This window comes from Acuticoccus sp. I52.16.1 (genome assembly GCF_022865125.1).
Classification (GTDB): domain Bacteria; phylum Pseudomonadota; class Alphaproteobacteria; order Rhizobiales; family Amorphaceae; genus Acuticoccus.
The window spans coordinates 4,991,435-5,007,204 of the sequence record NZ_CP094828.1 but is presented as its reverse complement, the minus strand read 5'-3'; the positions used below and the strand labels follow the sequence as shown (position 1 = coordinate 5,007,204).

Here is a 15,770-nt window from a genome sequence, read left to right as displayed (position 1 = left end):
TCCCGCCTCTCCCGCTTGCGTCAGCCCTGGTTGGGGACGCGCATGACCTTCACCACCGTCGACGTGCGCTGGTTCTTGCTGGCCCGGTTCTGGCCCATCGTGTCGAACTGGGCGTGGATCGCGCCGAGCGGGATCCGGTCGCCCTGCCCCTCGCCGGCGAGCAAGTCCTCGATCCCGACCGCCTTGGCCTTGGCCGGCTGCGGAAGCTCGTGCGCATCCTTGTGCCCGGCGAAGGACTTGAACAACGACTTGAACATCGTGTGACCCTCCAGATGGCCCCGCACTCTGCGGCAGACCCGGCGGCAGGACTACCTCCGCATCCTCGATTGCAGCTTGTGGCCGGACGGGGGGCTTGGCCGGGCGTGGCCCCCCCGGTCGGGGTCAGTGGACCGGGGTCGCGAGGTCCGGCGTACCGCCGATCAGCCGGCGATGCTCGATCAGCGCGAAGCGGTCCGTCATGCCGGCGATATAGTCGCACGTGCGGCGCAGTCGGCGAGCCTCGCCATCGGCCGGATCGCGCCAGGACGCGGGAAGCAGCGCCGCGTCGCCGGCATAGGCCTCGAACAGTTCCTCCACCACCCGCGCCGCCTTCTGGCGGACCTCCAGCACGTCCGGATGGCGGTAGAGGTTGGCGAACAGCAGCCGTTTCAGCGCTTTTTCCGACGCCGCCATCGTCTCGGAAAAGGCCACCATCGGCCCCGCCTGCGCCGCCACGTCCGCCGCCGAGGCGATCCCCGCCCGCGCGATCCGCCGCACCGTCTCGCCGATCACGTCCTCGATCATCCGGGTCAGCAGGCGGCGCACGATCTCGTGCGTGCGGCGCATCGGCTCGATCCCCGGCGCCTCCGCGTCCACCTCTTCGAGGATGGCGGCGATCAGCGGCACCTCGGTCAGCGCCTCGAAGCTGAGGAGGCCGGAGCGCAGTCCGTCGTCGATGTCGTGGGCGTTGTAGGCGATGTCGTCGGAGATCGCCGCGGTCTGCGCCTCCAGGCCGGCCTGGGAGGTCAGATCGAGGTCGGCGCACTGCGGGTCGGTCAGGAAGAGGAGCGCGTCCGGCTCGGGCGGGCCGTTGTGCTTCACCAGCCCTTCCAGCGTCTCGTAGGTCAGGTTCAGCCCGTCATAGTGCGCGTAGCGGCGCTCCAGGCTGGTGACGATGCGATAGGCCTGGACGTTGTGATCGAACCCGCCGTGGGCGGCCATCAGGCGGTCGAGCACGTCCTCCCCCTCGTGGCCGAAGGGGGTGTGGCCGAAATCGTGCGACAGCGCCAGAGCCTCGGTCAGATCCTCGTCCAGCGACAGGACGCGGGCGATGGACGAAGCGATCTGCGCCACCTCCAGCGAGTGCGTCAGCCGGGTGCGGAAGTGGTCGCCGTCGGTGGAGATGAAGACCTGCGTCTTGTGCGTCAGCCTGCGGAAGGCGGACGAGTGGACGATCCGGTCGCGGTCGCGCTGGAAGGCGGTGCGGGTGGCGGACGAAGGCTCGGCGATGCGCCGGCCGCGGCTCGCCGTCGGCTGCGTCGCATAGGGCGCCAGCAGGCGCGGCGAGGGTCGCACGTTCTGCATGTTGCCTCCTTGGAGAAGTCCGTCGTCACCGAATCACGGCGAGGACGGTGCACCTTTCCCGCTTCCGCCCCCTTAACACGCCCGGCGAGACCACCCATCCGGGCATTTCGCGCCGACCATGTTTCGCCGGCGCCATCGACACTATATTGAGGAGGTTCATAGCATTTGGAGGATGCGCATGACCGACGCTTCCTTTTCCGTCACGCCCCGCGCCCTGACGCGCGTCGCCAAGATCCTTTCGACCGAGCCGGCCAAGGCGCTGCGCGTCTCGGTCGAGGGGGGCGGCTGCTCGGGCTTCCAGTACAGATACGATCTGGTGGAGGGGCCCGAGGGCGAGGACCTCGTCATCGAGGGCGACGCCGCGACCGTCGTCGTCGACCCCGTGTCCCTGCCCTTCCTCGCCGGCGCCCAGCTCGACTTCGTGGACGACCTCATGGGTCAGTCCTTCCAGATCAAGAACCCCAACGCCGAATCGTCCTGCGGGTGCGGCACCTCGTTCTCGCTGTTCTGACCCGATGCTGACCGTCGCGACCTGGAACATCAACGGCGTCAAGGCCCGGATCGACAGTCTGACGCGCTGGCTGGAGGAGTGCGCGCCGGACGTCGTGTGCCTGCAGGAGATCAAGAGTCAGGACGAGACGTTCCCCGGCGAAGCGATCGAGCGGCTGGGCTACAACGTCGCGACGCACGGGCAGAAGGGGTTCAACGGCGTGGCGCTCCTCTCCAAGCGCCCGCTGGAGGACGTCACCCGCCGCCTCCCCGGCGACGAGGCCGACGAGCACTCCCGCTGGATCGAGGCGACCGTCTCGACCGACACCGGCGCGGTCCGGGTGGTCAGCCTCTACCTGCCCAACGGCAACCCGGTCGAGCGCAGCCCCGAGCCGAGCGGCAAGTTCGGCTACAAACTCGGCTGGATGGACCGGATGCTGACCCACGCCGAAGCGCTCCTCGCCAACGACGAGCCGATCGTGCTGGCCGGCGACTACAACGTCATCCCCGAGCCCCACGACGCCCGCCATCCGGACCGCTGGGTCGAGGATGCGCTGTTCCAGCCCGAGAGCCGATCCAGGCACCGCGCTCTCGTCAACCTCGGCTACCTGGACGCGCAGCGCGCGGTCGACCGGTCGGACGGCATCTACACCTTCTGGGACTATCAGGCCGGCGCCTGGCAGAAGAACAACGGGATCCGCATCGACCACATCATGCTCTCCCCCTTCGCCGCCGACCGGCTTGAGGGCGTGACGGTGGAAAAGCACACCCGCGGCTGGTCGAAGCCCTCCGACCACGTGCCGGTGATGGTGACGCTGGACGTGTGACACCCGCCCCGCCCGGCGATCCCACCCTTACCGCGGCGCGCCGGGCGGGGTGACGGTTCGACGCGGCTCAGTCCGCGATCGTCACGTCCAGGACGGTGATCGGATCGGCCAAGATCTGGACCCGTGTGTCGCGAGGCAGGAACAAAAAAAGGGGTCGCTTTCGCGACCCCCCGTGAGCTTCAGCGGACGAATACGTCCGGCGCAGCCCGATCGGTCAGCGGAACGAAGAAGGCTGCTCCGTCGTCCACCGATTCGATCCAGACGTTGCCGCCCGCTTCAGAATCCCACTCGACATGGATCACCTCCTTTCGCTGTGTTGTACACGAGGGCGATGTTGTCATGATTCGCGCCTGTCGCAACCCCCGTTCGCGCAGTCCTCAAGCCCCGCTTTAGCCGGCAGGACGAAGAGCGTGCGGAACGTGGCCAACACGCCACGATCGCCCGTCACCCGCATCACGCCGTCCGCCTCCAGCGTCTCCAGCGGCACCCCGCCGTAGACCCAACCCGCGAGCGGCGGCGCGGCCGGGGTGACGATCCCGGCCGCGACCGGCCCCGGACCGTCCCGCTCCACGCGCAAGGCCCCCTGCGCCACCGCGACGCGGAAGCTCTCGCCTCCGATCGTCAGGCCGATCGCGAGCGCGACCCCGGCGGCGCGCTCCGCGTCCAGCATCGTCTCGAACGACATCAGGATCGAGTTGGCGGTGAGCGGCAGCGTCGGGTCGTGGCGCGGCGAGCGCGCACCCCAGCGACCCAGCACCATGAAGATCGGCCGCGCTTCGTAGCCCCAGGGCGTCAACTGATAGGCCCGGCCCGCCGGCGGCGGCAGCGTCACCCGCTCCACCACGCCCACCGCCTCCAACTTGGTCAGCCGCTGCGTCAACACGTTGGCGCTGATCCCCGGCAGGCTGGCGCGAAGGTCGGTGAAACGCTTCGGCCCCATCATCAGTTCGCGCATCGCCAGCAGCGTCCACCGCTCGCCCACCAGGTCGAGCGCGTGCGCCGCGCCGCACGCGTCGTTGTAGCTCCAGCCGATCGGGTCGGTGGTCTCGGACTCTCGTTCAGTTATTTTTTCTGACTCCATAGTTGCAAAAGATAACTCACTCTGCGATGTTCGCCAAATCCCAAGGGAGGTGGGCAATGATACAAATGATCTTCATCAACCTGCCCGTGACCGACCTCAACCGCGCCATCGCCTTCTACGAGGCGATCGGCGCCACGCGGAACATGTTCTGCGAGGAGGGAACGGCGATCGGCATGACGTTCAGCGACGCGATCCACGTCATGCTGCTGACACACGAAAAGTTTTCAGAATTCACGACCCGCCCCATCGCCGGCCGCGACACGGTGGAGACGCTTCTGTGCCTCTCCTGCGACAGTCGCGCCGCGGTGGACGCGATGGTGACCCGGGCGGCCGGTGCCGGCGGCGCGCCCGACCCGACGCCGACCCAGGAGTTCGGCTTCATGTACGGCCGGTCGTTCGAGGATCCGGACGGTCACATCTGGGAAGTGATGTGGATGGATCCGGCAGGCTTCAAAGCGGCGGCGTCGGGCGAGCCGGCGGTCGCGTAAGGGATAACGGATATGACGTTCGTCGATGGATTTGTCGCCGCGGTGCCGACGGCCAACCGCGAAGCCTACCTCGAGCACGCCCGGGAGGCGGCCGCGGTCTTCAAGGAATACGGCGCCCTCCAGGTCGTCGAGTGCTGGCAGAACGACGTGCCGGACGGCGAGGTGACGTCCTTCCCGCTCGCGGTGAAGCGGAAGGAGGACGAGGCGGTCGTGTTCGCCTGGGTCACCTGGCCCGACAAGGCGACGCGCGACACCGGCTGGCAGTCGGTCATGCAGGACCCGCGCATGGCCCCCGACCGTGCGCCGATGCCGTTCGACGGCAAGCGCATGATCTACGGCGGGTTCGATCAGATCCTGAACGTCTGATCGCCCGTTTCGTGCCGGCCGCAGCGCCGGCCTGCCGAGCCGGTCGGCGCTGCGGCCGGCTCGAGAGCTGCGCGCTCTACAGGCGCGCTTTGCTAGCAACAGGAAGCGCTGGAATGAGTTTATCCATCAGCACCTATCCTGATGCGATCGCTTTCCCGTTCCAACGCCCAGGCGGCAAAAATCAACCGCCACTCAGGGGGAAATTGGGACAGCAAACCGGAGGGGCAGTCACAAGAGACAATGAAGATATACTGGACGCGGCTCTCATTCGCTCCAATCAACGCTTGGTGAAACCGCCTCCTATAGAACTAGGTAATGCATCAATAAGGCGAATTGACGGGAAGTATATTTTCGGCGGCTACACGACGTCTCATTTCGGGCACTATATATTAGAGGCCTGCGCCCATCTCTGGTATGCAAAGCAGAGGCCGGACCTACCCGTGATCTGGAGTAGGCTACCAGCGCTCCTCCCTTACCAGAAGGGCATCCTCGATGTGCTCCGCATCGACAATAAATTCATAAAGGCGCGGGGACCTACTCGCGTCGATACTCTCCATGTCCCAGAGCCAGGCTGCATTATTCGGCACAAGTTTCATGAACAGTATGCGGACTTCTTAGGGCAGTACCAAGCGCCGGCACGGTGGCGGCGCCGGCGTGGGCCGAAGGTGTGGCTTTCTCGAAGCGCGCTGCCGACCAAGACGAATACATTCTCCAGCTTGATCGAAACCGAGAAGGTTCTGCGAAAGCGGGGCTGGCTGATTTATCGCCCCGAACAGCACTCGATAGCCGACCAGCTCGAGCTTCTAGAGTCCGCATCGCACATCGCCGGACTCATCGGATCGGCCTTTCACAACATCGCATTGATAAAAGAAGTCAATGCAGAAATTACGATATTCTGCCCCAGGACACCTCAGATCGAGATATTCAAAACTATCGCAAAAACAAAGTCGCTAAATCAGAAAGAGATATTCCTCGACTTCGAAGATATTCATTTACCCGAGGGGCGCTTCTACAATCTCGCTGACCCCGAGGTGGTATTGGAGCGATTGGGATGAACGGTCAGCGGTCGAGATGGCCGAGGTCGCGGTCGGCGAAGGCCAGATCGCGCACGCGCTGCTTCAACGACTTGACGTCCGGGAAGCCGCCGTCGCGCTTGCGCTCCCAGATCACCGTGCCGTCGACGGTGATCTCGAACACGCCGCCGGTGCCCGGCACCAGCGACACGGCGTCGAGGTCGGTGCCGAAGGTCGACAGGAGCTCCTGCGCCATCCAGCCCGACCGCAGCAGCCAGTTGCACTGCGTGCAGTAGGTGATGACGACCCGCGGCCCGGCCCCGCTCATGCGCCGAGCTTCGCGGCGAGATCGGAGAGGTCCTCGGCGACCACGTCCCAGTCCTCGCTCGGCTCGAGGTCGATGGTCTGGCCGGGGCCGTGCTCGGTGGGGCGCGGGATGAAGGCGGTGGCGAGGCCGCAGGCGCGCGCGGCGGCGAGGTCGCTGTTGTGGGCGGCGACCATCATCACGTCGCCGGGCGGCAGCATCAGGATCGCGGCGGCACCGCGGTAGCTCTCCGGGCGCGGCTTGTAGTAGCCGGTCGTCTCCGCGCCCAGGATCGCGTCCCAGCGCCAGCCGTTGTGGCGGGCCATGTCCAGCATCAGCCGCACGTTGCCGTTCGAGTGCGGGGCGAGGATGAAGCGCTCGCCCAGGCGCGCGAGGCCGGCCGCGCTGTCGGGCCAGCCGTCGAGCCGGTGCCACAGGAGGTTCACCCGGTCGCGGTCGGCCTCGGGGATCGTCGCCCCCGTCGCCTCGATCACGGCGTCGAGGTTTTCCCGGTGCAGCGTGTCGAGGGGGACGAACGGGCGCTGCCCGCTTCGCACCATCTCCATCGACGGTTGGTAGCGCGCGCGCCATGCGTCGGCGAACGCGAGGCGGTCGTCGACCTGCGCGATCCACGGGGCGAGGCCCCGCGCGATGGATCCGCGCCAGTCGGCCACGGTGCCGAAAACGTCAAAGATCAGCGCGGTCGGCACATTCGCTCCAGTTGTCGTTCCGTCGCCCTGTCGGGATCAGGAGACGGGCGCGGCCATCGAGTAGGAGCAGCCGGAGCCGCTCTTCTCGGCCCGCGTACGGGTCATGTTGGCGCGCGGGGTGGGCGTCGCGGTGCCCGGCTCGGTCGCGGCCGTGGTGGTTGCGGGGGCCGCGGTCGCGGCGGGTTGCGCCGCCTGGTCGGTGGTGGATTGGGCGGCGGCCGGCAAAGCGAGAAGTCCAAACGCCGCTGCCAGTACGATGGGTCGCATAGGTGGGCTCCTTTGTCGGATAAGGGGATCCTATCGGAGCCGCGCCCTTTCTCAACCCATCGCCATGTGCGCCGCGCCGGGCACGGGCCGCGACGAGCCGCCGCGCGCCGTGCCGGGCCAGGCCCCGCGACGACACGACGCGGGGCCGATCGGCACTGGAGTGCCGCTCAGACGTCGGCGTAGGAACGCACTTCGGCCTGGCCGCCGGGGTGCGTCACGGCGCCCTTCTCGGCGGGGCCGACCGTCTGCTGGTACTTCCACAGGACGCCCGACTTGAAGTCGTTCTCCCGCGGCTGCCATGCCTCGCGGCGCTTGGCCAGTTCCTCGTCCGACAGGTCCACGGTCATCGTGCCGGCGACGGCGTCGATGGTGATCATGTCACCGTCGTTGATCAGGCCGATCGGACCGCCGACCGCCGCCTCGGGACCGACGTGGCCGATGCAGAAGCCGCGCGTCGCGCCGGAGAAGCGCCCGTCGGTGATGAGGGCCACCTTGTCGCCCATGCCCTGACCGTAGAGCGCGGCGGTGGTGGCCAGCATCTCGCGCATGCCGGGGCCGCCCTTGGGGCCCTCGTAGCGGATCACCAGCACGTCGCCTTCCTCGTAGGTGCGCTTGGAGACGGCCTCGAAGCAGGCCTCCTCGCCGTCGAAGCAGCGGGCCGGACCGGTGAACTTCTGGTTCTTCAGGCCCGCCACCTTCACGATCGCGCCCTCGGGAGCGAGGTTGCCCTTGAGGCCGACGACGCCGCCGGTCCGCGTGATCGGCTTGTTGGCGGGGTAGACCACGTCCTGGTCCGGGTTCCAGCGCACCTTTTCCATGTTCTCGGCGATGGTGCGGCCGGTGACGGTGATGCAGTCGCCGTGCAGGTAGCCGTGCTCCAGGAGCGTCTTCATCAGGAGCGGGATGCCGCCGGCCTCGAACATGTCCTTGGCGACGTACTTACCGCCCGGCTTCAGGTCGGCGATGTAGGGCGTGCGACGGAAGACCTCGGCGACGTCGTGCAGGTCGAATTCGATGCCGCACTCGTGCGCGATCGCCGGCAGGTGTAGCGCCGCGTTGGTCGACCCGCCGGACGCCGCGACGACGACGGCCGCATTCTCGAGCGCCTTGCGGGTGACGATGTCGCGCGGGCGGATGTTCTTGGCGATCAGCTCCATCACCGCCTCGCCGGCGGCGTAGCAGAACTTGTCGCGGATCTCGTACGGGGCGGGCGCGCCGGCCGAGTACGGCAGCGCGAGGCCGATCGCCTCCGACACGGTCGCCATGGTGTTGGCGGTGAACTGCGCGCCGCAGGCACCGGCGGACGGACAGGCGACCTGCTCCAGCTCGTCGAGGTCCTCGTCCGACATGTCGCCGACCGAGTGCTTGCCGACCGCCTCGAAGAGGTCCTGCACGGTGACCTGCTGGCCGCGGAAATTGCCCGGCAGGATCGTCCCGCCGTAGATGAAGATCGACGGCACGTTGAGCCGCACCATCGACATCATCATCCCCGGCAGCGACTTGTCGCAGCCGGCGAGGCCGACGAGCGCGTCGTAGCAGTGGCCACGCATCGTCAGCTCGACCGAATCGGCGATCACTTCGCGCGAGGCGAGCGAGGACTTCATGCCTTCGTGGCCCATGGCGATGCCGTCGGTCACGGTGATGGTGCAGAATTCGCGCGGCGTGCCTCTGGCGGCGGCGACGCCTTTTTTCACCGACTGCGCCTGGCGCATCAGCGAGATGTTGCAGGGCGCGGCCTCGTTCCAGCAGGATGCGACGCCGACGAACGGCTGGTGGATCTCCTCCTTGGAGAGGCCCATCGCATAGAGGTAGGAGCGGTTAGGCGCGCGCGAGGGACCCTCGGTCACGTATCGAGAGGGCAACCGGTCCTTGATGATGGTGCGCGCGGTCATTGTTGCGTTCTCCGCAGTTGTTGGTGGCCGGCTGTCTCCGGCGGTATCCACAAGCCCCATCCGCTAGGACGCCGCGCCGCGTCTGGCAAGAGACCTTAGAATAGGTCGAGGTGGACTTTGCGCCCTCCCGTGCTTAACCTGCCGCTATTCATCGACATTCGCTCAAGGCCAGAGGCATGGCGCTCGCTGAAAGCCCCCGCACGATGTCCCTGCGCGATGCGCTGGACAACCGGCTCATCCGCAAGATCATCAAGGTCTGGACCCCGACGCTGCTGCTGTTTCTCGGCATCGCCGTGTTCAGCGCCGCCTCGGTCTGGACCCCGCTGATCAGCGTCCTCGTCGGCGCGCTCTATTATTCCTTCCTCGACTATGCGCTGCACCGCTGGCATTTCCACAACGGCCCCTACGAGGCGTGGGTGCGCCGGCTGACCTTCGACCTCAGCCGCATGCACCTCGATCATCACAAGGAGCCGGCCCATCCCAAGGGCGCGGTGAACCAGCAGAAGCCAGCCTTCGTGGTCACGGTGGTCTCGGCAGTGATCGCCCTCTTCCTGCCGATCCCCTACGCGGTGTCCTTCGCCTTCCTGTGCGGCACCGGGGCGGCCTACGTCTCCAACGATCTCATCCACTTCGCCGTGCATCATTTGCCGATGAACGGGCCGGTGCTCGGCTACTACAAGCGCCACCACATGCTGCACCACTACCGCGACGAGACCGCCAACTTCGCGACCGTGCTGCCGCTGTGGGACAAGCTCTTCGGCACCGAGTACAAGGGCCCGGTGCGCCCGGCCCGCTGAGCGCTACTTCCACTTGATCGAGCAGCCGATCGGGGGCTTCTGCCCGCCGGGCCCCTCGCCGGTCGCGGCGATGGTCACCATCGCCTCGACCAGCTCGCGCGGCGCACTGGCGGGCGGGGCGCTGGTCTGGCCGGCGTCCATCCGGCCGCGATACTTGATGATCCCGTCGGCGTTCAGGCCGAAGAAATCCGGCGTGACCGTCGCCCCGTAGGCGCGTGCCACGGCCTGCGCCTCGTCGTGGAGGTAGGGGAAGGTGAAGTCGTGCGTCTGGGCGAAGACCTTCATCCGCTCGAACGAATCGGCCGGGTAGCGCACCGCGTCGTTGGCGCAGATCGCCACGAAGCCGACGCCGTGGCCGGCCAGCGTCTGCGCGTCCGCCACCATGCGCCGCGCCGCCGACACGACGTATGGGCAGTGGTTGCAGATGAAGGCGACGACGGTCCCCTTCTCGCCGCGCACGTCGTTCAGCGAAACGGTGGCCCCGTCGGTCGCCGGGAGGGAGAAGTCGGGGGCGGTGCGGTGCAGGCGTTCGTCCGGCATGGTCGGTTCTCGGGGCGGCGCGCAGGGGAGCGGCGGGGTCTCACCAGCCAACTCCCGGCGCGCGCTCCTGGCAAGCTCGCCGCGGCGCGCGCGAGCCCGCCGTCCACGCTCCAGCCCCGCTCCCCGCGGGGGCGGACACGAATTGCCGCGAACCCATTGCAATCGGGGCGCCATGTCCGCGATACTCCGGCCGCCCGGACCCCCTATATATCGCCTGTGCCTATCTCTATCGCCAGTGCCCATGCGTAAGGAATGCCCATGACCGATGCTCCGGTGGTAACCGATGATCGTGGCGTGCGTCGGCCCACGGCGCCACGGACCAAGACCCTGCTCGACCTTCTACGCTACAAGACGACGCGCAAGCTGGTCCGGTTGTGGGTGCCGTTCTGGCTCGTCATCGGCGCGTGCGCCGTGTGGTATGCGGACGGGCCGGTGGAGCTGGCGCTCGGCGCGCTCTACGGCATCTTCGTCTACAGCCTGGTCGAATATCTGATGCACCGCTTCCTGTATCACTGGGAGCCGGACAACAAGGTCATCCGTTTCATCACGGCCGACGTCGGGCGCCACCACATGCGCCATCACCGCGAGCCGTCGGACTACAAGGCCGCCATCAACGCCGTCCAGGCGCCGGTGGTGATCCTCTCCTCGCTGCTCGCGGCCGTGGTCTTCGTCCTCCCCGAGCCGCTGAAGGCGGCGTGGCTGGCCTCCGTCGTCGCCGGGTCGATGAATTATATCGCCCAGGAGCTGATCCACTTCGGCACCCATCACATGCCGATGAACAGCGGTTTTCTCGCCGTGGTGAAGCGCCACCACATGCTGCACCACTACCGTGGCGAGAACGCCAACTTCGGCCTCTTCTGGACCTTCTGGGACCGCATCCTCGGCACCACCTACGATCAGGTCTCCCGCCGCGAGAAGGCCGCCGCCGCGAAGGACTGAACGCGGCGGGCGTACCGACCCGGGCCCTGGCCGGCCGCCGGGGCGCGGCGGCGCGACGGCCCTGCGCCGACGACGGCGCAAACCACCCAGGTTTCTGGGGTGAACCGGCCCACTGCCATCGCAACGTGCGATCGGCTGCGATACCGTTCGGGCGACAAGGGGGAGAGGATGGACCACGATCTTTTCGGCGGCGGCGGCGACGCCAAGCCCGAGCGCCAGAGCCCGCCGGCCGACGAGACGCCCCACAAGCCGAAGGCCAAGGCCGGCAAGGCGGCGACGCTGGCCGCCGAGGATGCCGGCTACTCCGCCGCCGACATCGAGGTCCTGGAAGGGCTGGAGCCGGTCCGCCGTCGCCCCGGCATGTACATCGGCGGCACGGACGAACGCGCCCTCCACCACCTCTTCGCCGAAGTGCTCGACAATTCGATGGACGAGGCCGTCGCCGGGCACGCCACCTGGATCGAGGTGCGCGTCGGCAAGGACATGCTGACCGTCACCGACAACGGCCGCGGCATCCCGGTCGAGCCGCATCCCCGCTTCCCGGACAAGTCCGCGCTCGAGGTCATCATGACCACGCTGCATGCGGGCGGCAAGTTCGACTCCAAGGCCTACGAGGCGTCGGGCGGCCTGCATGGTGTCGGCGTGTCCGTCGTCAACGCGCTGTCGGACCGGCTCGTCGTCGAGGTCGCGCGCGGCAAGAAGCTCTACCGCCAGTCGTTCTCGCGCGGGGTCTCGGACGGACCGTTGCAGGAAGTCGGCGCGGCGCCCAACCGGCGCGGCACGGCGACCTCGTTCCACCCGGACCCGCAGATCTTCAAGGACCTGAAGTTCTCGCCCGCGCGGCTTTTCGCGATGACGCGGGCCAAGGCCTACCTCTTCGCCAACGTCGAGCTGCGCTGGCACTGCGACCCGGAGCTCCTCACCGGCACCAACGCTCCGCCGGCCGAAGCCAAGTTCCACTTCCCCGGCGGCCTCGCCGACTATCTGGCGGACGAGCTGAAGGGCCGCCCCAAGGTGCTCGACGAGCTGTTCTCGGGCTCGGCCGGGCAGGCCGGACGCAAGGGCTCGGTGGAGTGGGCGATCGGCTTCGTCTCGGTCGACGAGTTCTCCCGCTCCTACTGCAACACCATCCCGACCCCCGAGGGCGGCACCCACGAGAACGGCCTCAAGTCCGCGCTGTTGAAGGGGTTGAAGTCACACGGCGAACGCGTCGGCAACAAGAAGATCCCCTCCGTCACCGGCGACGACGTGATGGCCTCGATCGCGGCCATGCTGTCGGTCTTCGTGCGCGAGCCGGAGTTCGTCGGCCAGACCAAGGACAAGCTCTCCACCACCGAAGCGACGCGCCAGGTCGAGAACGCCCTGCGCGAGGCGTTCGAGGAGTGGCTCGCCAAGGACCCGCAGCGTGCCGGCTTCGTGATGGACGCTGTCGTCGAGAAGGCGGACGAGCGCCTGCGCCGACGCGCCGAGAAGGACGTCGCGCGTCGGTCCGCCACCCGCCGCACGCGCCTGCCCGGCAAGCTCGCCGACTGTACGCAGCAGAAGGCCGCGGGCACCGAGATCTTCATCGTCGAGGGCGATTCGGCCGGCGGCTCGGCCAAGCAGGCGCGCCAGCGCGCCACGCAGGCCGTCCTGCCGCTGCGGGGCAAGATCCTCAACGTCGCCAACGCCGGGCGCGACAAGGTGATGGCCAACCAGCAGCTCGCCGACCTCGTGCTGGCGCTCGGCTGCGGCACCGGCAAGGAATTCACGGTGGACAAGCTGCGCTACGAGCGCGTCATCGTCATGACCGACGCGGACGTGGACGGCGCGCACATCGCCTCGCTGCTGATCACCTTCTTCTACCGCGAGATGCGGGGCCTGATCGATTCGGGCCACCTCTACCTCGCCGTGCCGCCGCTCTATAAGCTGACGCAAGGGGCCAAGACCCTCTACGCCCGCGACGACGCGCACCGCGAGCGGCTCCTCAAGACGGAGTTCAAGCCGAACCAGAAGATGGAGATCGGCCGCTTCAAAGGCCTCGGCGAGATGATGCCGGCGCAGCTCAAGGAGACGACGATGGACCCGTCGAGCCGCACCCTCCTGCGTGTCGAGATCGCCTCCGAGGGCGAGGAGACCCGCTCCACCGTCGATCGGCTGATGGGCAACAAGCCCGAGGCGCGCTTTGCCTTCATCCAGGAGCACGCCGCCTTCGCCTCCGCCGACACGCTGGATATCTGATCCCGCGTCCGGCCGGGCACGGCGCGGGCGTCGTCGGTACGGCGGGCCGGTCGGGCGGCGCGTGCGGCCGCCCGACCCCGTCGCTCAGGCGGCGCCGGTGAGAAAGGCGAGGCCGGCGACGGCGATCATGCCGCCCGCCGCCCGGACCAGCATCTGGCCGACGTTCCACTTCCACGCCAGGCCCACCACGATGCCGACGAGGTGCAACAACCCGGTGCCGATCACGAAGCCGACGCCATAGGCCATCGCGTCCGCCGCCACCGGCAGCTCCGTGCCGTGCGCATGGCCGTGGAAGACCGCGAAGACGGCGACGACCACGGCCGCCACCCACAGCGGGATCGGCCGCCCCGCCGCCACCATCAGACCCAGCACCAGCGCCGAGGCCGCAATGCCGACCTCCACGCCCGGCAGCGGCACCCCCATGACCCCCAGCGCGCCGCCGCCCGCCATCACCAGCGGGAAGACGATCGGCAGGAGGTAGATCGCCGGCGCCCCCAGAACCGCGCCGAGGAGACCAACCGCGACCATCGCCGCCACGTGGTCCCAGCCCAGGATGGGATGCATGAAGCCGGACGCGAGGCCGCCCACCGTCCCCGTCGCTTCATGGGCGGCGGCGGGCGCCACGGCGAGGGCGAGCGCGGTCGTCGCCAGGATCAGCGTCGCGCCGGGCGCACGCGGCAAGCGGAAGGTCATGGGCAGCTCCGGAGCAAGATGTCGGTCCACGGACACTAGCGCCCAACCGCCCGAGGGATAAAGAGCCGCGCCCGTGCCCGGCGATCGTCGGCATGATGGGCTATGGCGGTACGCGCACGCTCACCGCGCTCGGCAGCACCGTCAACGTCGCCAACCGCCAGGAACGCATGATCCGGACGTGCGGGGTGGAGCTCGTCGCCTCCGCGCGCGAGATCGACCTCGACGTCGACCTCGACGTCCCCGACGCGTAGCGCGGCTGATTCGCGCCGCCCCCTCTCGACAATGGCGCCGAGTTGGCGCCCGATCAGGCGCCGCAACCTGCTGGAGAAGCCCATGGCCCGCACCGTCGCCGTCCTGATCGGAAGCCTGCGCAAGGCATCGCTCAACCGCAAGCTCGCCGAGGCGCTGATGGCCCGCGCCGCGCCGGAGCTGACCTTCCAGGTCGTCGAGCTGGGCGACATGCCGCTCTACGATCCCGACCTGGAGGACGCCGGCCCGCCCGCCGCGTGGACCGCCTTCCGCCGACAGATCGCGAGCGCCGATGCGCTGCTCTTCGTCACGCCCGAGTACAATCGCTCGGTGCCGGCGGCGCTGAAGAACGCCCTCGACGTCGGCTCGCGGCCGATGGGGGCGAGCGTGTGGAACGGCAAGCCGGGGGCGATCGTCACCGGCTCGCCGGGCGCCGTCGGCGGCTTCGGCGCCAACCACCACCTGCGCCAGTCGCTCGTCTTCCTCAACGTGCCGACGATGCAGCAGCCGGAGGCCTATATCGGCGGCCTGGGCAAGCTGTTCGACGATGCCGGCAACGTCGCGACGGAGGCCACCGGCGAGTTCCTGACCAAGATCATGGCCGCCTTCGCCGCCTGGATCGAGCGGAACGCCGCGCCCTGACGCCTCAGGCCTCGTTCGCCGCCAGCGCCTCGCGCACGTAGCGGGCGGTGTTCCGATAGTGCTCGGCCAGCAGGCGGCAGGCCTTCGCGCCGTCGCGCGCCAGCGTTGCGTCGAGGATGGCGCGGTGCTCGGCGGCGACGTCGCGGTCGGGCGCCTCCAGGGTGAGCGAGAAGCGGCGATAGCGGTCCGCCCGGTCCGACAGCATGTGGCTGAACTGGAGGAGGAGCGGCGACGTACACGCCGCGATCAGCGCGCGGTGGAAGGCGATGTGATGCACTTCCCACTCCTCGTTGTGGAGGCTCGGGTCGTCCGCCTGGCGCCGCGGCAGCACCTCGATCACGTGGAGGCCGGAGACCGCCGCCGCCTCCCAATGCGCGTCCCCGAACGCGATCGCCCGTGTCAGCGCCAAGCTCTCGATCTCGACGCGGGTGCGCACCAGGTCGTCGAGCTCGGCGAGGCTGAGCGAGGCCGCGCGGTAGCCGCGATTGTGCTCCCCTTCCACCAGGCCCGCCGCCACCAGCCGCGTCATCGCCTCGCGCACCGGCGAGACGCTGACGCCGCACAGCTCCTGCAACTCGCTGTACTTCAACGGGGCGCCCGGCTCGAACCGGCCGCCGAGGATCGCCTCGCGCAGCGTCTGAAAGGCGTGTTCGCTCCGGCTCATGGGTGGCGGCAATGCATGATCCTAAA

The 15,770-nt window shown here is 68.3% G+C and carries 21 protein-coding genes; 10 read left to right on the top strand and 11 right to left on the bottom strand.

Translation table 11 applies throughout. The annotated features are described in order from the left end of the window. Window positions 1-20: 20 nt before the first annotated feature. Complete coding sequence (locus tag MRB58_RS22405; RefSeq protein ID WP_244779328.1) at window positions 21-257, bottom strand: hypothetical protein; 237 nt, start codon at window positions 255-257, stop codon at window positions 21-23. A 124-nt stretch (window positions 258-381) separates the two neighbouring features. Then, window positions 382-1,563, bottom strand: coding sequence for a deoxyguanosinetriphosphate triphosphohydrolase (locus tag MRB58_RS22400; protein WP_244779327.1), 1,182 nt, complete (start codon window positions 1,561-1,563; stop codon window positions 382-384). Window positions 1,564-1,741: 178 nt separating this feature from the next. On the opposite strand from MRB58_RS22400, the gene MRB58_RS22395 reads away from it, so the two are divergent. Both MRB58_RS22395 and xth read left to right on the top strand, forming a co-directional pair. After that, window positions 1,742-2,074, top strand: a complete 333-nt coding sequence (locus tag MRB58_RS22395) for an iron-sulfur cluster assembly accessory protein (protein WP_244779326.1) — start codon at window positions 1,742-1,744, stop codon at window positions 2,072-2,074. 4 nt (window positions 2,075-2,078) lie between these two features. Then, complete coding sequence (xth, locus tag MRB58_RS22390) at window positions 2,079-2,879, top strand: exodeoxyribonuclease III (RefSeq protein WP_244779325.1); 801 nt, start codon at window positions 2,079-2,081, stop codon at window positions 2,877-2,879. A gap of 179 nt (window positions 2,880-3,058) precedes the next feature. Here the strand turns inward: xth and MRB58_RS24865 are convergent, their stop codons facing one another. Next, window positions 3,059-3,181 carry a hypothetical protein gene (locus MRB58_RS24865; protein ID WP_256461693.1) on the bottom strand — a complete coding sequence of 41 codons (123 nt, stop codon included), beginning with the start codon at window positions 3,179-3,181 and terminating at the stop codon, window positions 3,059-3,061. A 35-nt stretch (window positions 3,182-3,216) separates the two neighbouring features. Next, window positions 3,217-3,960 (bottom strand): helix-turn-helix domain-containing protein, encoded by a 744-nt coding sequence (locus MRB58_RS22385; RefSeq protein WP_244779324.1) that lies wholly within the window; start codon window positions 3,958-3,960, stop codon window positions 3,217-3,219. Window positions 3,961-4,016: 56 nt separating this feature from the next. Here MRB58_RS22385 and MRB58_RS22380 point away from each other — a divergent pair, with 56 nt between their 5' ends. From MRB58_RS22380 to MRB58_RS22370, 3 genes are all read left to right on the top strand, one after another. Further along, entirely contained in the window at window positions 4,017-4,448 is a 432-nt protein-coding gene (locus tag MRB58_RS22380) for a VOC family protein (RefSeq protein WP_244779323.1), read from the top strand. A 12-nt stretch (window positions 4,449-4,460) separates the two neighbouring features. Continuing rightward, on the top strand, window positions 4,461-4,814 hold the full coding sequence (locus tag MRB58_RS22375; protein WP_244779322.1) for a DUF1428 domain-containing protein: 354 nt from the start codon (window positions 4,461-4,463) through the stop codon (window positions 4,812-4,814). Window positions 4,815-4,927: 113 nt separating this feature from the next. Next, a complete protein-coding gene (locus MRB58_RS22370) occupies window positions 4,928-5,869 on the top strand; it encodes a glycosyltransferase 61 family protein (protein WP_244779321.1) in 942 nt (313 codons plus the stop codon). Between the two features lie 4 nt (window positions 5,870-5,873). On the opposite strand, the gene MRB58_RS22365 is transcribed toward MRB58_RS22370, so the two are convergent. The 4 genes from MRB58_RS22365 to ilvD all read right to left on the bottom strand — a co-directional run bounded on the left by MRB58_RS22365 (window position 5,874) and on the right by ilvD (window position 9,000). Beyond that, the gene (locus tag MRB58_RS22365; protein WP_244779320.1) at window positions 5,874-6,155 is read right to left on the bottom strand and encodes a SelT/SelW/SelH family protein; all 282 of its coding nucleotides are present in this window, start codon (window positions 6,153-6,155) and stop codon (window positions 5,874-5,876) included. Next, entirely contained in the window at window positions 6,152-6,841 is a 690-nt protein-coding gene (locus tag MRB58_RS22360) for a haloacid dehalogenase type II (protein WP_244779319.1), read from the bottom strand. Before MRB58_RS22360 ends, MRB58_RS22365 begins: the two co-directional genes overlap by 4 nt. A 36-nt stretch (window positions 6,842-6,877) precedes the next feature. Then, on the bottom strand, window positions 6,878-7,108 hold the full coding sequence (locus MRB58_RS22355) for a hypothetical protein (protein ID WP_244779318.1): 231 nt from the start codon (window positions 7,106-7,108) through the stop codon (window positions 6,878-6,880). Window positions 7,109-7,275: 167 nt separating this feature from the next. Next, a complete protein-coding gene (ilvD, locus tag MRB58_RS22350; protein ID WP_244779317.1) occupies window positions 7,276-9,000 on the bottom strand; it encodes a dihydroxy-acid dehydratase in 1,725 nt (574 codons plus the stop codon). 176 nt (window positions 9,001-9,176) lie between these two features. Between ilvD and MRB58_RS22345 the strand changes: the two genes are divergently transcribed. Further along, window positions 9,177-9,797 (top strand): sterol desaturase family protein, encoded by a 621-nt coding sequence (locus tag MRB58_RS22345; protein WP_244779316.1) that lies wholly within the window; start codon window positions 9,177-9,179, stop codon window positions 9,795-9,797. A 3-nt stretch (window positions 9,798-9,800) separates the two neighbouring features. Here MRB58_RS22345 and MRB58_RS22340 read toward each other — a convergent pair whose 3' ends face one another. Then, the gene (locus tag MRB58_RS22340; protein ID WP_244779315.1) at window positions 9,801-10,337 is read right to left on the bottom strand and encodes a thioredoxin family protein; all 537 of its coding nucleotides are present in this window, start codon (window positions 10,335-10,337) and stop codon (window positions 9,801-9,803) included. A gap of 294 nt (window positions 10,338-10,631) precedes the next feature. Between MRB58_RS22340 and MRB58_RS22335 the strand changes: the two genes are divergently transcribed. Beyond that, window positions 10,632-11,276 carry a sterol desaturase family protein gene (locus MRB58_RS22335; protein ID WP_244779314.1) on the top strand — a complete coding sequence of 215 codons (645 nt, stop codon included), beginning with the start codon at window positions 10,632-10,634 and terminating at the stop codon, window positions 11,274-11,276. Window positions 11,277-11,444: 168 nt separating this feature from the next. Further along, window positions 11,445-13,496: a DNA topoisomerase IV subunit B gene (gene parE, locus MRB58_RS22330; RefSeq protein ID WP_244779312.1), complete on the top strand. Its 2,052-nt coding sequence runs from the start codon at window positions 11,445-11,447 to the stop codon at window positions 13,494-13,496. Window positions 13,497-13,580: 84 nt separating this feature from the next. Here parE and MRB58_RS22325 read toward each other — a convergent pair whose 3' ends face one another. Next, on the bottom strand, window positions 13,581-14,189 hold the full coding sequence (locus MRB58_RS22325; protein WP_244779310.1) for a HupE/UreJ family protein: 609 nt from the start codon (window positions 14,187-14,189) through the stop codon (window positions 13,581-13,583). Between the two features lie 92 nt (window positions 14,190-14,281). On the opposite strand from MRB58_RS22325, the gene MRB58_RS22320 reads away from it, so the two are divergent. Both MRB58_RS22320 and MRB58_RS22315 read left to right on the top strand, forming a co-directional pair. Beyond that, on the top strand, window positions 14,282-14,440 hold the full coding sequence (locus tag MRB58_RS22320; RefSeq protein ID WP_244779309.1) for a hypothetical protein: 159 nt from the start codon (window positions 14,282-14,284) through the stop codon (window positions 14,438-14,440). Between the two features lie 82 nt (window positions 14,441-14,522). Beyond that, window positions 14,523-15,080: an NADPH-dependent FMN reductase gene (locus MRB58_RS22315; RefSeq protein WP_244779308.1), complete on the top strand. Its 558-nt coding sequence runs from the start codon at window positions 14,523-14,525 to the stop codon at window positions 15,078-15,080. Between the two features lie 4 nt (window positions 15,081-15,084). Here the strand turns inward: MRB58_RS22315 and MRB58_RS22310 are convergent, their stop codons facing one another. Continuing rightward, window positions 15,085-15,744 (bottom strand): GntR family transcriptional regulator, encoded by a 660-nt coding sequence (locus MRB58_RS22310; RefSeq protein ID WP_244779307.1) that lies wholly within the window; start codon window positions 15,742-15,744, stop codon window positions 15,085-15,087. Between the last annotated feature and the right edge of the window lie 26 nt (window positions 15,745-15,770).

Coding starts and splice junctions, on each gene's coding strand:
- MRB58_RS22370 (WP_244779321.1), top strand. CDS start 4,928: ATGAGTTTATCCATCAGCACCTATCCTGATGCGATCGCTTTCCCGTTC.
- MRB58_RS22310 (WP_244779307.1), bottom strand. CDS start 15,744: ATGAGCCGGAGCGAACACGCCTTTCAGACGCTGCGCGAGGCGATCCTC.
- MRB58_RS22375 (WP_244779322.1), top strand. CDS start 4,461: ATGACGTTCGTCGATGGATTTGTCGCCGCGGTGCCGACGGCCAACCGC.
- MRB58_RS22345 (WP_244779316.1), top strand. CDS start 9,177: ATGGCGCTCGCTGAAAGCCCCCGCACGATGTCCCTGCGCGATGCGCTG.
- MRB58_RS22395 (WP_244779326.1), top strand. CDS start 1,742: ATGACCGACGCTTCCTTTTCCGTCACGCCCCGCGCCCTGACGCGCGTC.
- MRB58_RS22405 (WP_244779328.1), bottom strand. CDS start 257: ATGTTCAAGTCGTTGTTCAAGTCCTTCGCCGGGCACAAGGATGCGCAC.
- xth (WP_244779325.1), top strand. CDS start 2,079: ATGCTGACCGTCGCGACCTGGAACATCAACGGCGTCAAGGCCCGGATC.
- MRB58_RS22320 (WP_244779309.1), top strand. CDS start 14,282: ATGATGGGCTATGGCGGTACGCGCACGCTCACCGCGCTCGGCAGCACC.
- MRB58_RS22380 (WP_244779323.1), top strand. CDS start 4,017: ATGATACAAATGATCTTCATCAACCTGCCCGTGACCGACCTCAACCGC.
- MRB58_RS22325 (WP_244779310.1), bottom strand. CDS start 14,189: ATGACCTTCCGCTTGCCGCGTGCGCCCGGCGCGACGCTGATCCTGGCG.
- MRB58_RS22365 (WP_244779320.1), bottom strand. CDS start 6,155: ATGAGCGGGGCCGGGCCGCGGGTCGTCATCACCTACTGCACGCAGTGC.
- parE (WP_244779312.1), top strand. CDS start 11,445: ATGGACCACGATCTTTTCGGCGGCGGCGGCGACGCCAAGCCCGAGCGC.
- MRB58_RS22315 (WP_244779308.1), top strand. CDS start 14,523: ATGGCCCGCACCGTCGCCGTCCTGATCGGAAGCCTGCGCAAGGCATCG.
- MRB58_RS22385 (WP_244779324.1), bottom strand. CDS start 3,960: ATGGAGTCAGAAAAAATAACTGAACGAGAGTCCGAGACCACCGACCCG.
- MRB58_RS22355 (WP_244779318.1), bottom strand. CDS start 7,108: ATGCGACCCATCGTACTGGCAGCGGCGTTTGGACTTCTCGCTTTGCCG.
- ilvD (WP_244779317.1), bottom strand. CDS start 9,000: ATGACCGCGCGCACCATCATCAAGGACCGGTTGCCCTCTCGATACGTG.
- MRB58_RS22340 (WP_244779315.1), bottom strand. CDS start 10,337: ATGCCGGACGAACGCCTGCACCGCACCGCCCCCGACTTCTCCCTCCCG.
- MRB58_RS22400 (WP_244779327.1), bottom strand. CDS start 1,563: ATGCAGAACGTGCGACCCTCGCCGCGCCTGCTGGCGCCCTATGCGACG.